At 35.7% G+C, this 17727-nt stretch carries 18 protein-coding genes and 1 riboswitch; of the genes, 16 read left to right on the forward strand and 2 right to left on the reverse strand.

Features of this window, described 5'->3' with window-relative positions:
• The 7 genes from K0R93_RS09065 to K0R93_RS09095 form a co-directional block, all read left to right on the forward strand.
• Positions 1-441: LPXTG cell wall anchor domain-containing protein (locus K0R93_RS09065; RefSeq protein WP_300300228.1), on the forward strand; the 441-nt coding region annotated here is incomplete at its 5' end.
• Positions 442-507: 66 nt separating this feature from the next.
• Positions 508-1176 carry a sortase gene (locus K0R93_RS09070; protein WP_300300230.1) on the forward strand — a complete coding sequence of 223 codons (669 nt, stop codon included), beginning with the start codon at positions 508-510 and terminating at the stop codon, positions 1174-1176.
• A 233-nt stretch (positions 1177-1409) separates the two neighbouring features.
• Positions 1410-2189: a hypothetical protein gene (locus K0R93_RS09075; RefSeq protein ID WP_300300232.1), complete on the forward strand. Its 780-nt coding sequence runs from the start codon at positions 1410-1412 to the stop codon at positions 2187-2189.
• A 170-nt stretch (positions 2190-2359) separates the two neighbouring features.
• Positions 2360-2827 carry a peptide-methionine (R)-S-oxide reductase MsrB gene (gene msrB, locus K0R93_RS09080; protein WP_300300235.1) on the forward strand — a complete coding sequence of 156 codons (468 nt, stop codon included), beginning with the start codon at positions 2360-2362 and terminating at the stop codon, positions 2825-2827.
• Between the two features lie 264 nt (positions 2828-3091).
• Positions 3092-3187: riboswitch (glycine riboswitch) on the forward strand.
• 148 nt (positions 3188-3335) lie between these two features.
• A complete protein-coding gene (locus tag K0R93_RS09085; RefSeq protein ID WP_300300238.1) occupies positions 3336-4715 on the forward strand; it encodes an APC family permease in 1380 nt (459 codons plus the stop codon).
• A gap of 136 nt (positions 4716-4851) precedes the next feature.
• Positions 4852-5634 (forward strand): serine hydrolase, encoded by a 783-nt coding sequence (locus K0R93_RS09090; protein ID WP_300300240.1) that lies wholly within the window; start codon positions 4852-4854, stop codon positions 5632-5634.
• Between the two features lie 19 nt (positions 5635-5653).
• Positions 5654-6478 carry a C40 family peptidase gene (locus K0R93_RS09095; RefSeq protein ID WP_300300242.1) on the forward strand — a complete coding sequence of 275 codons (825 nt, stop codon included), beginning with the start codon at positions 5654-5656 and terminating at the stop codon, positions 6476-6478.
• 38 nt (positions 6479-6516) lie between these two features.
• Here K0R93_RS09095 and K0R93_RS09100 read toward each other — a convergent pair whose 3' ends face one another.
• Positions 6517-7632, reverse strand: a complete 1116-nt coding sequence (locus tag K0R93_RS09100) for a DUF3810 domain-containing protein (RefSeq protein ID WP_300300244.1) — start codon at positions 7630-7632, stop codon at positions 6517-6519.
• Between the two features lie 308 nt (positions 7633-7940).
• Here K0R93_RS09100 and K0R93_RS09105 point away from each other — a divergent pair, with 308 nt between their 5' ends.
• The 9 genes from K0R93_RS09105 (at position 7941) to K0R93_RS09145 (ending at position 16996) form a co-directional block, all read left to right on the forward strand.
• Positions 7941-9692 (forward strand): glycosyltransferase family protein, encoded by a 1752-nt coding sequence (locus K0R93_RS09105; protein ID WP_300300246.1) that lies wholly within the window; start codon positions 7941-7943, stop codon positions 9690-9692.
• A 25-nt stretch (positions 9693-9717) separates the two neighbouring features.
• A complete protein-coding gene (locus K0R93_RS09110; RefSeq protein ID WP_300300248.1) occupies positions 9718-11427 on the forward strand; it encodes a glycosyltransferase family protein in 1710 nt (569 codons plus the stop codon).
• A 99-nt stretch (positions 11428-11526) separates the two neighbouring features.
• The gene (locus K0R93_RS09115) at positions 11527-12840 is read left to right on the forward strand and encodes a nucleotide sugar dehydrogenase (RefSeq protein ID WP_300300251.1); all 1314 of its coding nucleotides are present in this window, start codon (positions 11527-11529) and stop codon (positions 12838-12840) included.
• 152 nt (positions 12841-12992) lie between these two features.
• A complete protein-coding gene (locus tag K0R93_RS09120) occupies positions 12993-14228 on the forward strand; it encodes a M16 family metallopeptidase (RefSeq protein WP_300300253.1) in 1236 nt (411 codons plus the stop codon).
• 149 nt (positions 14229-14377) lie between these two features.
• Complete coding sequence (locus K0R93_RS09125) at positions 14378-15100, forward strand: YebC/PmpR family DNA-binding transcriptional regulator (protein WP_300300255.1); 723 nt, start codon at positions 14378-14380, stop codon at positions 15098-15100.
• A gap of 131 nt (positions 15101-15231) precedes the next feature.
• Positions 15232-15399 (forward strand): hypothetical protein, encoded by a 168-nt coding sequence (locus K0R93_RS09130; protein WP_300300257.1) that lies wholly within the window; start codon positions 15232-15234, stop codon positions 15397-15399.
• A 19-nt stretch (positions 15400-15418) separates the two neighbouring features.
• Positions 15419-15595 carry a uracil-DNA glycosylase gene (locus K0R93_RS09135; RefSeq protein ID WP_300300260.1) on the forward strand — a complete coding sequence of 59 codons (177 nt, stop codon included), beginning with the start codon at positions 15419-15421 and terminating at the stop codon, positions 15593-15595.
• A 30-nt stretch (positions 15596-15625) separates the two neighbouring features.
• Positions 15626-15868: a hypothetical protein gene (locus tag K0R93_RS09140; RefSeq protein ID WP_300300262.1), complete on the forward strand. Its 243-nt coding sequence runs from the start codon at positions 15626-15628 to the stop codon at positions 15866-15868.
• Positions 15869-16012: 144 nt separating this feature from the next.
• A complete protein-coding gene (locus K0R93_RS09145; protein WP_300300264.1) occupies positions 16013-16996 on the forward strand; it encodes a 2-hydroxyacid dehydrogenase in 984 nt (327 codons plus the stop codon).
• 2 nt (positions 16997-16998) lie between these two features.
• Here K0R93_RS09145 and K0R93_RS09150 read toward each other — a convergent pair whose 3' ends face one another.
• Positions 16999-17682 (reverse strand): MgtC/SapB family protein, encoded by a 684-nt coding sequence (locus K0R93_RS09150; RefSeq protein ID WP_300300266.1) that lies wholly within the window; start codon positions 17680-17682, stop codon positions 16999-17001.
• Positions 17683-17727 lie beyond the last annotated feature (45 nt).

Below are 17727 nucleotides of genomic sequence, written 5' to 3' on the forward strand. Positions count from 1 at the left end.
GTTGTAGAAACAGAGAACCATGGAGCAAAGAGTATAAAGTATGAAGTTAAGTATGGAGAAGAAGGTCAATGGGAAGTAGCAGACGAGTTTGATATATCTTCCAACGAGACTACATTTGTAAAAGTTACCAATACCTTTAGGAGTGATGGCGGCAACACCGATGACGATGATGACGATGGGACACCAAGTAAGCCAGAGAAGCCAGATAAACCTAAAACAGATCCACCAGTCATTGTAACCGAACCAGTTGAACCAAAGCCAGCCATACCAGCTGTAGAAGAGCCTGTAATACCAATCCCATCAATCCCTGCAGTAGAACCACCACAGCAGATGCCAGACTTACCAAATACAGGCGGGCCAGTATCACCAGATGCCCTTGTAGGCGGATTGGGATCATTATTGATCGCCGTGGGTGTTCTTTCTAGAAGAAGAAATAAATAATCTAAGTTAAATGGGAGTTGACCGAAAGCAACTCCCTTCTTTTCTAATAAGTGAGGGTGAGGCGGAGTGCTGAAGTTTATTAAATATAAGTGGAGAACAATACTTATCGTGCTAGGGAGTGTACTTCTGATCTACGCTGTTATTTCAGTGCATCAGTGGAGGATTCTCCAAACTAGATTAATTGAGGAAAAAGAAAAGGTTGGGGAGACACCTATCATTTCAGAGGAGCCTGACATACCAGTCTTGGAGGCCGAAAAGGAAGAACAAGAAACACCAGTATCAAATCAAGTACAGGAAGCCAAGCAAATAAAAAGGGGAGATTATCAACGGGGAGAAATGGTCATCCATATACCCAAAATTAACGTGAATGCTGCTGTCATGGAGGGGACCACTGGGACAATGCTAAAAAAAGGCCCGGGATTATATGAAATCAGTCCATTACCCTCTGATGACAACGGCAACGTCTGCATCGCTGGCCATCGAACTACCTATGGTGCATGGTTTCGTCATGTGGATCAGCTTGAAAAAGGTGATGAAATAGCATTGCAATTAGAAGGTCAGACCTATCTTTATAAAGTAGAGAAGGTATTTATTGTGGAAAAGAACGATTGGTCTGTAACAGAACCTACGGGATATGCAGTACTGACACTGACCTCTTGTCATCCGCTGCGATCCTCTAGACAAAGAATTGTTGTTCGTGCGAAGCGAGAGAAAGTTACTACTAATAGTCAATAAACAGATACTCCATTTTGATGGAGTTATTTTTTTGATTCTATAGTACCAGAAGCAAAAACATTACTGACATATTCAACAATAAAGTCTAATAAACTAACAAAATATATGGAAAGAAGAACAAAAAAGACAAGCTGTTATTACAAATTATTTTCCTTAGACCATTTATAATTTATGATATAGGTTTGACTGAGTAACAAAAGAAAACTCCATGACGGGGTATGGGGAGGATCACTATGTTCAAAAAAGTAGTTACTACAATGCTCATTAGCTGTCTAACATTCGTTATTTGCCTACCTATAGAAGCTACATATGCTGCACAGAATAATTCCGTTTTAAGCCTTGAAAATTCAAAACCCGTAAAAATTGCACATGTGCTCAACAAACTAGCCGAAAGGAAAAGTTATTTAGAAGAAGCAGAGAAGAAAATAATAGAAAATATCGTAGGACTTGAGTTGTATGAAGAACCTTCAACAGGTAATGATATAACTTCTGCTTTGCAGAAAAAATATTTCTTAGACTATGAACTAAATATGAAGTTGTTTACCTTAAGAGGCAGAGGAAAACATGTAGAGATCTGGGTGGCGAACGATTTATCTTATTCAGAAGGAGATGTAAGAAAAAGTGACGTTATCTCAGATGATGAAATAAAGAAAATAGAGAAGTATTTTGAAGATACAATTTACTCGTCTTTAAAGGGACAACATGAAGAAGTACAACTCCTTAAAGGAGGAAATTCATGGCTTGTGGAACAAGGATTTTTGCCTGAAAATTACTATGTTTCAGATTCAGATGAAGCAAGAACTATGATTTTGATCGATAACATAAAGGATGAATGGTATTATAACGAAAATCAAGAAACATTTATATCCGCATATTATTGGAATATACATAATAAATACATCAATAGAGATATCATTATGCTCAATAGTAAGGAATGGAAAACAAAGTTTGAAAGTGTATATTTGCCTGCGCTGCAAGAAGAATTTGCCGCATTGCTGGAAGACAACAAATAAGGCAAAATGAATAAGTGTTATAGACATTAACACTATCGGTATAAATCCTATAGTCTTCTTTTTTCTATGGTTTGAATATAGATGGATCAGGGTATTTCTAAATAGCATGGATATACTACTAATAGGGGCAAAAATATAAAAAAAGACATAAAGGTAGTCGGAGGGAATATATGACGCAAGATAAATTCATAAAATCGGACAAGATTGAGTTAAAGAAGAGATTGACCCCTATTCAATACAGGGTAACCCAGGAGAATGGTACAGAACCGCCTTTTCAAAATGAATTCTGGAATCATAAAGAAGAAGGAATCTATGTAGATGTCGTCACGGGAGAACCTTTATTTACTTCGAAGGACAAATTTGATTCAGGCTGTGGCTGGCCTAGCTTTACAAAACCCATAGAGCGGAGCATCATCAAGGAAAAAGCTGACTTTAGCCATAACATGCACAGAATAGAAGTGCGAAGCAAAGAAGGGGATTCTCATTTAGGCCATGTATTTAACGATGGACCAAAGGAGAAAGGCGGACTGCGGTATTGTATAAACAGTGCTGCTTTACGGTTTATTTCTGTGCAAAATTTAGAGAAGGAAGGATATGGAGAATATTTAGAGTTGTTTTCAGTGAAAAAAGATGAATAAACGAACTGTTATTGAAGAAATACTTTGAAAACATGAATTATCATAACAATCGAATGTTTTAGTTTCTTTAAGAAAGTGTAACAAATTCCATATATTATTGACTGTAAGTTGTCAGGGCTTTAGAATGAATAAGGCAAATAAATTCGACAAAAAAATAATATGTGGATGAAAATTATTGGAGATATTCTTTAGAATAACCGTAGGAGAAAGGGATAGATAGAGCTGACTATTTATCGCGAAGCTTTCAGGTCTGGTACAATAATTTGACACAACCCTGGAGAGACTGCAAAGGCGGCATCAAAGGAGCAACCTAATCAACATGTTAGGGAAACTTTCAGATAAAAGGACAGGGAGTAGACAGCGTGTTTTTGACATGCATTCTGCTCTCTGTTTTATATTTATACGATAAATGCTTTAGAACAGGTGGTGGTGAAACACTTAATAATCGTCATGCATTCGTGCAAATAGAAAAAATTGTTGTCTAAATATGGAGAGGATGGAGAAAAAGATGGAATCAATTAGCAAGTCTAAAATACGAGTAAATGATACAGTGAATGCTAGTGAGATAAAAGGACTAAAGAAGGAGATTGGATTGTTTGAGGCAATCGCCATCGTCATAGGCGTAGTGATTGGATCAGGGATATTTTTCAAAGCGTCCTTTGTTTTTAAAAATGCTGGATCACCAATGATGGGCATCATGGCTTGGATTGCAGGTGGGGTCATTACCATGGCGTCAGGACTTACAATTGCTGAGATTGCAACAGCCATACCGAAAACAGGGGGCGTATTTGTATATTTAAAGGAATTGTATGGGGAAAAGTGGGCTTTTCTATTTGGTTGGGTGCAATCAGTAATCTATGTACCAGGTGCGGCTGCTGCATTGGCCATTGTTTTTGCAACACAGGCAACCACATTTGTACCGTTAAATGATTTACAACAAAAATTACTAGCTATTGCAATGATACTTATCATCATGATTAGCAATGTGTTATCAACAAGGTTAGGCAGTAAGGTACAATTTATTTCTACCATCGGAAAGCTTATTCCTATCTTTATCATTATTGGATATGGATTGACAAAGGGCACTGCCCACGGGATTGTGGGGGCCACAACTAGTACAGTTACGATTACAGGCTTCGGTACAGCTATACTTGGAACACTCTGGGCCTATGATGGATGGGTAGGGGTAGGTAACATTGCAGGAGAGTTAAAAAATCCTAAAAGAGACCTTCCAAAGTCAATCATTTTTGGTGTAACGATGATTATTGCAGTATATGTTTTAATTAATCTCGCAATTATCCAAGTTATACCTGTAGAGGAAGTGATTGCTTCCAGCAAGCCAGCTTCAGATGCTGCAACTGTACTATTTGGCAGCGGCGGTGCGGCATTAATATCTGCCGGTATCTTGATTTCCATTTTTGGGGCATTGAACGGTTACTTATTGACTGGCGTAAGGATTCCTTTTGCCATGGCTCAGGACGGACTTATGCCTTATGCAAGTTTCTTCGGAAAAATTAATGAAAAATATCAAACTCCATTAAATGCATTTGTTTTAGAAGTAATTCTTGCTTGTATCTATGTTTTTTCTGGATCTTTCGAGATGTTGACCAATTTGGTGACTTTCATATTATGGATATTCTTTACCATGGCAGTTGCAGGGGTCTTTATCTTGAGAAAGAAGCATAAGCACATAGAAAGACCATATCAAGTGCCGCTATATCCTATTGTACCGATGGTTGGAATTATCGGAGGTCTTTATATTATTGTAAACACACTATTTACAGATACAACCAATGCACTATATGGTTTAGCTATTACAATTATCGGTCTCCCGGTATATATATACATTTCTAAGAAAAAAGAAATGATGAAACAATTTACAAAGTAAATACTCCGAAAAAGTCCTGTAATGAACGTAAAATAATTACAGGGCTTTTTTGCAGGAACAAGTGGAGTTATATAGAAATAAATATAAGGGAATGGAAGAAAGATTGACCAAGCATGATTTAGAGGGGGAACGATGAATGTTAAGTCAAAAGATGGAAAAAGTTATCTGTGAAGCACAAGGTAATATTGCTGTCGTTTTAAAAGACTTACAGAAGGATCAAAGGATTTATGAATATAGAGAAGATACTCAAATGCCTTCTGCGAGTATTATAAAATTACTAATCATGGTTGAGGCCATGAAACAGGTAGCTGAAGGGCGATTTGAGCTTGAACAAAAAATTACCATTCATCCGAAAGACAAAGTTCCCCATGGTGTCTTAACTGATCTTACAACCCAATCTTATACATTCTTGGACTTGATTATGCTGATGATCATTGTCAGCGATAATACGGCAACCAATGTGATTATCAATTTACTAGGGTTTGATCACATTAATCAATTGGCATGGACGTTAGGGTTAAAGAAAACAGTACTGGAACGAAAAATGATGGATACTGAGGCGGTAAAGAGGGGAAAACAGAATAAAACAACCCCTGGTGATATGGTACTCCTGCTAGAAAGCATCTATAGAAAGAAGATCCTGAAGCCAGAGCTGTGCGAATTGATGCTGGATATTATGAAAAGGCAAAAAGATCTTGCCATGTTGAAAAGATATTTACCAGAAGATCTGCCAGTTGCCCATAAAACAGGGAATCTTTTGAATTTAAATCATGACATTGGAATTTTCTACCTTCCTATGCATACATATCTTTTGTGCGTGTTTATAGCCGATGCTGAGAGCAACCTAAAGGCAAAACAGCTCATTGGAAAGATATCAAAATGTGTTTACGATCATTTTCAAATAGAAGAAGCACTTTAATTCTAGGGAGGTATAGTGTATGGATAGTCAAGTCAATGGGATGGCGATTTTAAAGAGTACAATTGTTCCAATTCTGAAGAATCCAAATTTTCAAAGTGAAGTAGCTGATGAAGGTCTCTATGGCATGGTTGTGAAGATTCTACAGGAAGAAAATGAAGATTGGGTTTATATTGAGACCCACTATGGGTACCATGGATATGTGCACAAAAACCATTTGATCTTTGGGTCTGATGCTGCCGTAACATGGCAGAAGAAAGCCCGGCATGTAATCATTCATCCTATCGTAGATGTCATGGCAGAACCTAAGTATGCAAGCTATTCTATTGCACTACTTACGAGAGGTGCAATTATTGTGAGCAGTGAAGAAATTGAAAATGATTGGATTCAAATTATCCTTCCCCAGGGTGAAAAAGGCTGGATAAGAAAAACATTTATTCAGAAGATGGAGCATATTTCTCCGAGGGAAGATGAGGATACTTTGAGGAAGAAGCTGGTAGAGTCAGCTTTATCGTATATGGGTACCCAATACCGTTGGGGTGGGAAGAGTCCCTTAGGAATAGATTGTTCTGGATTGTGTTCTATGGCCTATATGCTAAATGGGGTGATCATCTATCGAGATGCGGTACTGAAAGATGAGTATATGAGAAATATTGATAGAGCGCAGATGAAACCGGGAGATTTGTTATTTTTCCCTGGCCATGTTGCCATGTATATAGGTGAAGATCGTTATGTCCATTCAACGGGCAGAGAAGGAAGAGTGTTGGTCAACAGTCTAAATTCAAATCATGATGATTATAGAGAAGATTTAGAGAAAACCATAACCGGCATTGGAACAATATTTTAATTCATAAAAAAGACCCATGATAGGGTCTTTTTTACGTTCTACTCGTATTCGTTGGTTTTGGATAGCTTTGTTCGGTGCTCTGCCAAGAGAAGATCAACCATTCTTCCATAGCTATGAACCCCATCCTCTTGCATATTGGATTTTAAATATACATCATTCATTTTTGTATGAACTCTTTCAATTGGCCCCTCATATTGTTTCCAGTAGACAGTGACATTGGCTAGATCGCGCTGAAGTCCTTCATCGTATAAAAGCTTCAGTTTTTTATAGCTCGCAGAATCATGGGCGTATAGGGCATTCATGGAGTGAAGTAGAGCCAAAAGCACACCAGAATATTGAAAATCTGCATCAGGATGAATCGTTGAAGCTAGATATGCAATGTAATTGGCTTCATCTTCTCGTGCGAAACCTCTTTGATGAGCCATTTCATGGCAGGCTGTGCTAGGAATCATGGCATCGGGAATATCAATATTTACGTTTGCTTCGGCAGTAAAGGGGAAAAAAATACCTGAGATTCCCATGTAGGACATAGCTTTTGAAAAAATAACACCTTTCGGGCGACCATAGTTACCACCCAACGCAGGTATACTATGAGACACATTCATGAAACCTAGATGGGTTCTTGAAAATATATCTGATTTGTTTTTTGATAATTTCATAATCCCATCTTGATCTTCAAATGCCCTTTCCCGCAATGCGTTTGCTCGATCAATAAGGGAAACGCATAAGATGTTCAGTTCTTTAACAGAAGAAGGCTTCACATCAAGTCCAGCGATATGTGAAAAAGGCATGCGGTGATAATTAAGCCCCCAAATAAAAATAAAGACAAAATAAAATAAACTGATATGGAGAAGCAGGGCCTTTGAATAGCCAAGAATTGTTTCACGTCTATTTTGTTTTTCCCTAGCAACATGATATAGAAAAGAAATTATGTTAAAAGCAATGAATAAGATCAAACAAATTACAATAATTTCACCAATTGAAAATGGAAATACCCCAGTTATACAACTCAATGTTTGGCCTATCAATGGATAAATATTTTGTGCATAAAACCTTTCTACAATATCTGGGAAGCAGGAAGCAAGATATGAAATTATAACCGCAAATGGAAGCAAGAGAATGCTTAGTATATTCAGCTTTTTTACTTTTTTCATAGATCATCAAGTCCCCTAAGTTCGTTCACTCTTAATAGTATATTACAACAACAATATAAAATGTAAGTAGGAAGTTGTAGTTGTTTTGAAATATAAGATATTTTTCAAATATTTTTTTGATTCTTGTATATAGCCGCTTTGAATACACACTTTATTTGGTTTAACATATAATGTTTTAGGACAGGCGATAGCTTAATAAATTAGTATAGTATTTCACATGGGTGGTATTAAAGACTAAACAGAAAAAAACTTATTTATAGAGCTAAAATTAAGAAAGTATAGTTTGGAGTGATCATATGAGTATACATTTGGAAAAGGTAAGCCAGATATTCAATCGTTTAAAAGAACAGTGTCACAATAGTTTATTTAATGAAAATTTACTTTCCCAAAAGGCACTGAGAGATATGAATGTTATATGTATTTTAGATGAATTTAGCTATGAATGCTTCAAACATGAATGTAATTTAATACAGATTACGCCTGGTAACTATATGGATATATTAAACTCAACAGCGGTGGATATGCTCCTTGTTGAATCTGCTTGGATTGGTGATAATGGCAAGTGGTGTGATAAGATTGCAAATTTAGAGGATACCAATGATCCGAGTTTACGAGATTTAGTACATCAATGTAGGGAAAGAAGAATTCCCACTGTATTTTGGAATAAAGAAGATCCCATGTTTTTCAATAGTTTCATTGACGCGGCCAAATTATTTGACTATGTTTTTACCACGGATGAAAACAGTCTCGATAGATACAAATCAAAACTGCAGCACAGTCGTATTGAAGTTTTGCCATTTGCAGCTCAACCTAAAATTCACAATCCTATGGGCAGAAATCAACAAAGACTTGGAACAGTTGCTTTTGCAGGAACATGGTATGGTGGTGTGCCCCATAGGGTTAAAAGTATGGAGATGCTTTTAGAACCATCAATAGAGTATGGAATACACATTTATGATCGTATGAAGGGCCAAACTGAAGATAAGTCTTTTACATTTCCATCAAAGTATGAGCCATATATTAAGGGATGCTTATCTTATGAGGAAATAACAGAGTATTATAAATTTTATGATGTGTTTTTAAATGCAAATTTAATAATTGACAGTCCAACTATGTTTTCGAGGAGAGTATTTGAATTATTAGCCTGTGGCACAAATATCATTAGCAGTTATGCATTAGGCATTGAAAAAAATTTTTCTAGAATTGTAAAACAGTGCAATGATCGTGAAGATGTAAAAAAATATCTAGATATATTGTTAAACAATAAAGAATTACGTGATCGTATTTCTTTGATAGGGCAGCGAAAAATATTTGATGAGCATACCTATAGGCACAGATTGTATAGCATATTAAACAAAACTCAATTTTCATATAAGGAAGATACTGAGCCTGGCGTTTCAATCATTTCAATAGTAGATAAACCAGAATATATTGAAAAGGTAATGAAAAACTTTTATAGGCAAAGCTTTAAAAATAAGGAACTAATCCTCATGTTAAATTGCATAGATCGTATCAATGAAAAAGATTTAAAAAAACAATTAAGTGACGATATTCACGTAATTTTTCTGGAATCAAAACACAATTTAGGAACAGCCATAAACACTGCTGCAACACAAACTAAGTATGAATACCTATCTGTATTCGATCCCCAAGATTATTATGCGCCTAATTTTATTAAAGATTTGATGAATACCTTCAAATATTCGGAAGTCGATATAGCTTGTAAAGGGTCATATTATATTTATCTACCACGCTACAAAGCTTTGGCAATTCGAACTCCGAATAGAGAATATGAGTTTATTGATCAGTTAGATAGTTTCTCATTTATCTTAAAAAAGCAACGATGGAATCAGATATATTCCTCTGATAGAGAAGAGGATGTTCTTTCTATTCTATCTGAAAATTGTATTAGAGAAAATATAAGAGTTTTTTCTACAGATCGATTCAATTATGTTCACGTGTTACGATTTGCATCTGATAAATCTTACGAAGACGAGTATCTTCAGTCGTCAGAGATTGTTCTATACGTTGATGATTTTACTGCTTGTATAACAGTATAGATTTTAATGAGAAGGAGATTTTCTTATGATTATAAATTTAGAAACTGGTAAGCAGTTAAAGATTGCTTCTATCCTTGACAAATTTGGAGATGAGTGGATTAAACATGAGTGTCAGTTAATACCATTACCTATTATTAATTGGAAAACGATAATTGAAAACAATGGGACTGACCTATTGTTAGTTCAATCAGCTTGGCAGGGTAACAATGGCACATGGAAATATAGAATTACCAATCTTCAATCAAGACCTAACGATCTTGCGTTAAGAAATATTGTTAAATGGTGCAAAAAGCACGAGATTCCGACAGCATTTTGGAATATTGAAGATCCTTACCATTTCGAAACTTTTTTAGAGGCAGCTAGGCAATTTGATTATATATTTACGACGGATATAAATAGCATTCCCAGATATATCAGTCTGTTAGGTCATAACAACGTGTTTTTGCTACCTTTTGGCGTACAACCTAGATTGCACAATCCTATCAATAAAGATAAAGAAAAGTTTTCACCGATTGGATTTTCAGGCACATGGCATAGGAATGGCCATGAAGCTAGAAAGCAAGATATGAAAATCATATTAGAGCCAGCACTTAAATACGGAGTTCATATCTATGATCGTATGTATCACTATCATAAGGATAATAATTATCAATTTCCAGATATATATCAGCCTTTTATCAGAGGGACTGTTCCTTATGAAGAAACTGGATCCATTTACAAAAAATATAATGTTTTTTTAAATGTGAATACCGTACAAGACAGTCCAACAATGTTCTCCTGTAGAGTATTTGAAGTATTAGGTTGTGGTATCAACGTAGTAAGCGGGTATGCACTTGGCATAGAAAAAATGCTTCCAGAGATTGTTCGGTTAAGTAAAAATCAAAACGATACCATTAGGAATCTAGAAATATTGATGCATAATAAAGAATTAAGGGACCGTCTGTCTGTAAAGGGAGTGAGAGAAGTTCTAAATAATCACACTTATAATCAAAGGTTAAAAAGTGTATTAGATCGTATTGGAATAAGATATATGGATAATACATGCAAAGGGGTAACATGTATAGTAAGCACAAATCGTCAAAAGTTTATAGACAATGTATTTGATAATTACATGAGACAAACCTATGAGGATAAAGAGCTGGTTGTGGTTCTCAACAAAAACGATATGGACATGGAGCGTTGGTTGGAAAAGGCTCGAAACAATCCTAGTATAACTATTTATCATATAGATGAAAACCAAACATTAGGAGCTTGCTTAAATTTTGCAATATCAAAAGCTCGATATGATACTATTTCAAAAATGGATGATGATGATTACTATGGTCCCAATTATCTTTTAGACCTAATGAATACTTTTCAGTATACGAAAGCAGATATCGTAGGTAAGCATGCTTATTATATTTACTTCGAAGAAAGTAAGGCATTTGCATTAAAATTTAAGGACTATGAAAACTGTTATGTAAATCTCATAGCAGGAGCAACATTGACATTTAAAAAATCTGTTTTTTCAAAAATTCAATTTTCCACAGATAGAAAGGCTGGGTGTGATTCGAAATTTCTAATTGACTGTAAACAACATGGATTTAAGATATACTCATCAGATAGGTTTAATTTCTGTGTATGCAGAAGGGCGGATATAAAAGATCATACCTATCAGATTGATGAGGAAGAATATCTTAGAAAATGTCAACTTATCGGATATGTAGAAGATTTCCAAACACATGTGGATATATAAATTTCTAGAGAAACAAAATTGCTTAAATAATAAATTTTTTGGTTTCAAAGCGTATTAATTCTAAGGGTATTTTAAATATATGGAAAGAGAGGAATTAAAATGAGCCAGATTTTAATGCAAAAGATACGCGATAAGGAGGCTATCATTGCAGTCGTTGGATTAGGTTATGTTGGACTTCCAATGGCAATTGCAATCGCAAATGCTGGCTACAAAGTTTTGGGAATTGATATATCAGAGGAAAGAATAGATACACTTAACAAAGGTATATCCTATATAATTGATATAGAAAATGAAGAGATTGAAAAAGTAATTAACAAAATGTTATTTACATGTAAAGATTTTTCGGTTCTCTCATCTGCCGATGTCATTAATATTTGTGTGCCAACACCCCTTGACCAACTAGAAAAACCTGATGTTTCACATGTAGAGGATGTTATTAATCAACTTATTAAGTATATGAGAAACGAAACCTTGATTATTTTAACGAGTACCACATACCCTGGAACAACAGAAGAATTGATCATACAAAGAATCGAAGAAGAAACGCATTATAAAGTAGGCTCAGATTTTTTTGCATGTTTTTCACCTGAAAGGATAAACCCCGGTAGTGTAGACTTTAAGACTACAAACACACCGAGAGTGATAGGAGGTGCTACAAGTATTTGTTTAGACCTAGGAGTTGCACTATATTCTAAATTTACAGAATTTATATTTCCTGTTAGATCACTAAAGGTTGCAGAAATGTCTAAGTTGCTAGAAAACTCATTTAGATTTATAAATATTACAATGATAAATGAACTTGCTTTGATATGTGATGAAATGAATATCAATGTGTGGGAAGTGATCGAGGCTGCATCTACGAAACCTTATGGATTTATGCCATTCTTTCCTGGACCTGGTATTGGAGGACATTGTATTCCTGTTGATCCTATCTATCTATTGTGGAAAGCTAAAAGCTATAATATTGATTGTCGTTTCATTGAGTTAGCAGATCAGACGAATCGGAAAATGTCTACCTATATAGTTAAAAAGGTGTTGGAAATATTAAAGACAGCCGAAGTGGTACCTATAGATGCTATAGTGTACGTTATTGGCATAACATATAAAAAAGATATTGATGATCTAAGAGAATCTCCTGCTTTAGAAATAATGCAGCAGTTAATGAATAATAAAATTCATGTGAGATATTATGATCCTTATATTGACCAAATTGAAATAGCAGGAGAAATACTTTATGCGCAATATCTTGATGAAGATAGTATTAAGGAAGCAGATGTAGTGCTTATTGTTACAGAGCATAGTTGTATTAATTATGACCTTATTGTTAGAAATGGAAAGATTATATATGATACGAGGAATGCAACGAGAGGCATTGAAAGCAATAACATAATTCTCTTAGGCGGGAATAGGTAACGCTATTTTAAGAATATCTAAACCCATCAATCTAAGGCAATTTCACTTTCAAAATAGAAAATGATAATTTATTTTGAGTTTTTATTTTGTGAAAAATCAAATATAATTAGTTTATAATAATATTTATAATCATGAATTAAGGGAGGGTGCAGGTGTTTAACAGTAAAGAATTCTTGTTGAGTAATGGGATACAATTAACAACGATCCATAGAGAAACACAGATCTCATCTATACACGTTGGATTCAAGATGGGAGCAATGTATGAAAAAAAGAATGAAAAGGGAATATGCCATTTTATTGAGCATATGTTGTTCAAAGGAACCAAGAAAAGAAATAATCATCAAATCAATCAAGAGCTAGAAGAAAGAGCTGGATCGTATAATGCATATACAAACTATATCTCTACAGTTTTTTCTATAACGGCACTTACTGAGGAGTTAAGCCCATCTATTGAACTTTTATCTGACATGATGATAAACTCCACATTTCCGGAAGAGGAAATAGAAAAGGAAAGAAAAGTGATTCTTGCAGAAATAAAAACAGATTTAGATGATGTTGAGCAATATAGCTATAAAAAAATCAATGAGACGGCATTTAAAAGTGGACCACTGAGACATGCCGTAATAGGCAGTGAAAAAACAATAAAGGCGTTTACAAAGGAGCAGCTGGAGAATTATTATCATACCCATTATATTCCCAACCAGTGTTATATAAGTGTTGTTTCACCCTTACCCCATGAACAGGTGAAGGAAATGGTAGAAAAATATTATTTAAAATGGATGTCTAGGGAAAAGTCAGCTGTCAATGTAGTGATTGAAAAGAACAAAAACACTCGGAAAGTGTCTTACAAAACAAATATCGAACAAAGTACCCTTATTTACCTCTATACTTTCCATGGGTTTTCTAGAAGAGAAGAACTCGCATTAGAGATTTTAAACTATAAGTTTGGTGAAAGTGCAAACTCCGTTCTTTTTCAGGCATTAAGAGAAGAAAAAGGCCTTTCCTACGATATATATTCAGAAATCGACCCCACAGAGGCACTAAAAACTCTATATATTTATACAGCCGTAGCGGAAGAGGATATTGAGGAAGCACGCAATGCAGTAGATGATTGTATTCAAAGGATTAGGAATAGGGAAATATGCCTAGATGAAAAGACGATTCATCTCATGAAAAAGGTCCTCCGAACAGCTGTAGCTTCGATTATGGAGGATTCTGAGAGTTTAGGAAATTATGTGCTTCATCAAAAAATCATGGGTAAAAAAACAGATGCTTTTGTTGAAGATATGAAGGAACTTGACAATATCCATGCCAACGAAATCTATGAGGTGGCAGAGAAAATATTTAATGATCCTACAGTGCATACACTCCTAAATAGAAAAAAATAGAAAAGACAAACCATGACGAAGATATAATCATTGGATTCGGATAAGATAGTATCAACGAGCAGAGGTGCCATCTTCTGTTTACTTGTACCAATTTTTATGATAAAATTACAATGGTTTGATAAGCTGTTAAGAAAACAAGGAGTGGAAATATGGGAAGACATGGGACAATTGCGAATCGAAAAGAGAAACAGGATGCAAAAAGAGCACAAATTTTTACAAAGTATGCCAGAGTAATAACCGTAGCTGCAAGACAAGGCGGCTCTGATCCAGAATATAACGCAACATTAAAGACTGCCATCGACAAGGCCAAGGGCATCAACATGCCAAATGATAATATAGAGAGAGCCATCAAAAAGGGTGAGGGCGGACTAGACGGAGCCAATTTTGAAAGCATTGTTTATGAAGGTTATGGCCCAAATGGGATTGCAGTTATTGTTGAAGCTTTGACAGACAATAGAAATAGAACGGGTGCCAACATGAGATACTATTTCGATAAAAATGGTGGAAATCTTGGTACAACAGGCTGTGTTGGTTTTATGTTTGATAGAAAAGGGCAAATCATCATCGAAGCTGATGGAAAAATCAGCGAGGATGAATTGATGGAGCAAGCCCTTGAAGCAGGTGCTGAGGATTTTGTTTCTGAAGGTGGAGGCTATATCATTATCACAACACCTGAAGATTTATATACTGTAAAGGATGCTTTAGCAGAAAAAGGATATACATTTGTTTCTGCAGATGTAGCCATGATACCTCAAACTACCGTGAAACTGACAGACTCGGAACACATCAAGTTTATGAACAGACTTGTAGATATGCTTGAGGATGACGACGATATTCAAGAAGTGTTTCACAACTGGGAAATGGAAGAATAGAAAAGCCGCTCTGCTAGTAGAGATTTTAGACACTTTTATACCCTTATCGATTGCTACGTGGTATAAGAGTGTTTTTTTATAATATAAAAAACCTGGTGTATAGTGCATGAGAGAGATAGGTGGCATTCAGAATGTTTAATTTTATATTAGGAAAAAAGAGGAATGAGAATAAAAATTCAGTGCCCTCAGAAGATTCTAAGAGAATTAGGGAAATTGTATATAAAAAAGAAAACAAAAAAATCAGCAAGGTGTCCGATGATGTCCTTGCAAAGGCCATTAAGGATATACTAAAAAAATAAAGGCAGAAGGGGTTCGTTAATGAAAAGGGTTCATTGTGCCAGCTGTAAGTTTTATTATGTTACCTGGGATACGAATTTTCCCTATGGCTGTAAACTATATCAGATCAAATCTAAGCAATTACCTTCAATCTTGGTGATACAGTCCACGGGAAAGAAATGTGATCAGTACATCTCTAAGAATGATGGATTGCAGTAAGAACTTTCTAGACAATAATGGAGGATACATATGGCTATACAAATAGGTAAAGAAAATGAAGATTTACTGTATGTAAGTTTCAATTATGCACCTGACCGTATCGAGAAAATAAAAAAAATTCAGGGGAGCTATTGGGTACCCAAATACAAGCAGTGGCATATCCCTTATACTAGAGAAAACCTGTTGAAGATACTTCAGCTTTTTGATGACGAAGAAGTATGTACAGATGATGCATTGGGTAATATGCTGATAATGAAGTCACAATATAAATAACCTTGAAGATATACTCTGAGTGATAAAAGGAGTATATCTTCTTTTCTTTTTTAAAAAGTTTTAAGGAATGGATTACGATTCAATGAATTTGATATAATAAAAATATATACATGATTTTCCTATTGATGGAGAGGGGCGAAAAATTTGGATAAACCTAAGGTGTTAGTAACAAGAGAAATACCGGGGGAGGCTATACAGTTATTGAAGGAATACTGTGATGTTGAGATGAATCCCTATGACCGAGAAATGACACGGAAAGAACTGTTAGAGCGTGTTGCCGGCAAGGATGGTGTATTATGTTTATTGACGAATACAATTGATGAAGAAGTGTTAGATGCTGCAGGGAAACAGTGTAAGATATTTGCAAATTATGCTGTTGGATATAATAATATTGATATAAGCGGAGCTACAAAGAGAGGAATTGCGGTTTCCAATACACCAGGCGTGCTAGATAATGCTACTGCTGATTTGGCGTGGGCCCTTTTATTTGCAGTATCTAGAAGAATTGTTGAAGGAGATACATTTGTTCGGGAAGGTAGATTCACTGCATGGAGTCCTACGCTCTTGTTAGGGAGGGATATTTCGGGAAAAACCTTGGGAATCATTGGGGCAGGTCGTATTGGAAGTAACTTCGGAAGAAAGGCAAAAGCCTTTGACATGAAGATTCTCTATACAGCAACAAGGCCTAATCAAGTGTTTGAAGAAGAAACAGGAGGCAAATTTGTAAACAAAGATACACTGTTGAAAGAATCTGACTTCATTTCTGTGCATGTGCCACTGTCTCCAGCAACGAAGCATTATATTGGAGAGAGAGAGTTTGATATGATGAAGAGGACTGCAGTATTGATCAATACATCTAGGGGACCAGTGATCGATGAAAATGCCCTGGTTCAAGCATTGAAAGAGAAGAAAATTTGGGGGGCAGGGCTAGATGTATTTGAAAATGAGCCTGAGCTGGCAGCTGGGTTGACCCAATTAGAGAATGTAGTAATTGTACCCCATGTTGGATCTGCCACAATAGAGACCAGAGTAAAGATGGGAATCATGGCTGTACAGAATATTATTCAAGCACTTCAGGGAGAAATACCCCCTAATTGCATCAACCCTGAAGTATTTCAACACGAGTAATATTAGATGTGCAGCATTCCCTTTGATATTTCAACATTTGTCACGCCATCGAGGCCTAATAAATTTTCTATAATCGAAGATTTTTGCACTTTCTTTGGAATGGAGAGCTGGAGTTGAATAGATATAAACACATCATCCACGGGCGACATGCTTATATTCTTAATGGTAATATTTAAATCCCCTAGAGTGGTGCCAATTTTACCAATTTGACCTGGCTTATCAATGGATATTAGCTGAATAAAGGTCGTATGGTCAAACCGCGGAAGAAAGTTCCTTTCAAACTTGGAGAAAATAATTAGTGTTATCAACACAATAATGGTTGTGGCAATTGCCCCTATATAGAAGCCGCTACCGATGGCAATACCTATACCGGCTACAGCCCATAATCCCGCAGCGGTGGTTAATCCCTTGACGGAGGAACCCTCTCTTATAATAGTACCGGCACCAAGAAAACCAATACCACTGATTACCTGGGCACCAAGTCTCGCTGGGTCCATAGTTGTATAAGCCTTAAAACTATAAAATAAGTATAAGTTGACCAACATAATTAGGGTAGAACCAATACAAACCAATATATGAGTTCGAAAACCTGCTGGTCGATTGAGACTTTCTCTTTCAATGCCAATCAATCCACCTAATAAACACGAAAGACTTAGACGAATAATAATATCCATTGTACTAAACATACAGTACAACCTCCTTCTGTCTTGTCTAGTTTCAGAATTTTTATA

This window comes from Anaerosolibacter sp., assembly GCF_029240175.1.
In the GTDB taxonomy this organism is placed as follows: Bacteria; Bacillota; Clostridia; order Peptostreptococcales; family Thermotaleaceae; genus Anaerosolibacter.

Excerpts from the sequence above, each read along its gene's own strand:
- K0R93_RS09075 (WP_300300232.1), top strand. The coding sequence starts at position 1,410 with ATGTTCAAAAAAGTAGTTACTACAATGCTCATTAGCTGTCTAACATTC.
- msrB (WP_300300235.1), top strand. The coding sequence starts at position 2,360 with ATGACGCAAGATAAATTCATAAAATCGGACAAGATTGAGTTAAAGAAG.
- K0R93_RS09085 (WP_300300238.1), top strand. The coding sequence starts at position 3,336 with ATGGAATCAATTAGCAAGTCTAAAATACGAGTAAATGATACAGTGAAT.
- K0R93_RS09090 (WP_300300240.1), top strand. The coding sequence starts at position 4,852 with ATGTTAAGTCAAAAGATGGAAAAAGTTATCTGTGAAGCACAAGGTAAT.
- K0R93_RS09095 (WP_300300242.1), top strand. The coding sequence starts at position 5,654 with ATGGATAGTCAAGTCAATGGGATGGCGATTTTAAAGAGTACAATTGTT.
- K0R93_RS09100 (WP_300300244.1), bottom strand. The coding sequence starts at position 7,632 with ATGAAAAAAGTAAAAAAGCTGAATATACTAAGCATTCTCTTGCTTCCA.
- K0R93_RS09110 (WP_300300248.1), top strand. The coding sequence starts at position 9,718 with ATGATTATAAATTTAGAAACTGGTAAGCAGTTAAAGATTGCTTCTATC.
- K0R93_RS09115 (WP_300300251.1), top strand. The coding sequence starts at position 11,527 with ATGAGCCAGATTTTAATGCAAAAGATACGCGATAAGGAGGCTATCATT.
- K0R93_RS09125 (WP_300300255.1), top strand. The coding sequence starts at position 14,378 with ATGGGAAGACATGGGACAATTGCGAATCGAAAAGAGAAACAGGATGCA.
- K0R93_RS09130 (WP_300300257.1), top strand. The coding sequence starts at position 15,232 with ATGTTTAATTTTATATTAGGAAAAAAGAGGAATGAGAATAAAAATTCA.
- K0R93_RS09135 (WP_300300260.1), top strand. The coding sequence starts at position 15,419 with ATGAAAAGGGTTCATTGTGCCAGCTGTAAGTTTTATTATGTTACCTGG.
- K0R93_RS09140 (WP_300300262.1), top strand. The coding sequence starts at position 15,626 with ATGGCTATACAAATAGGTAAAGAAAATGAAGATTTACTGTATGTAAGT.
- K0R93_RS09150 (WP_300300266.1), bottom strand. The coding sequence starts at position 17,682 with ATGTTTAGTACAATGGATATTATTATTCGTCTAAGTCTTTCGTGTTTA.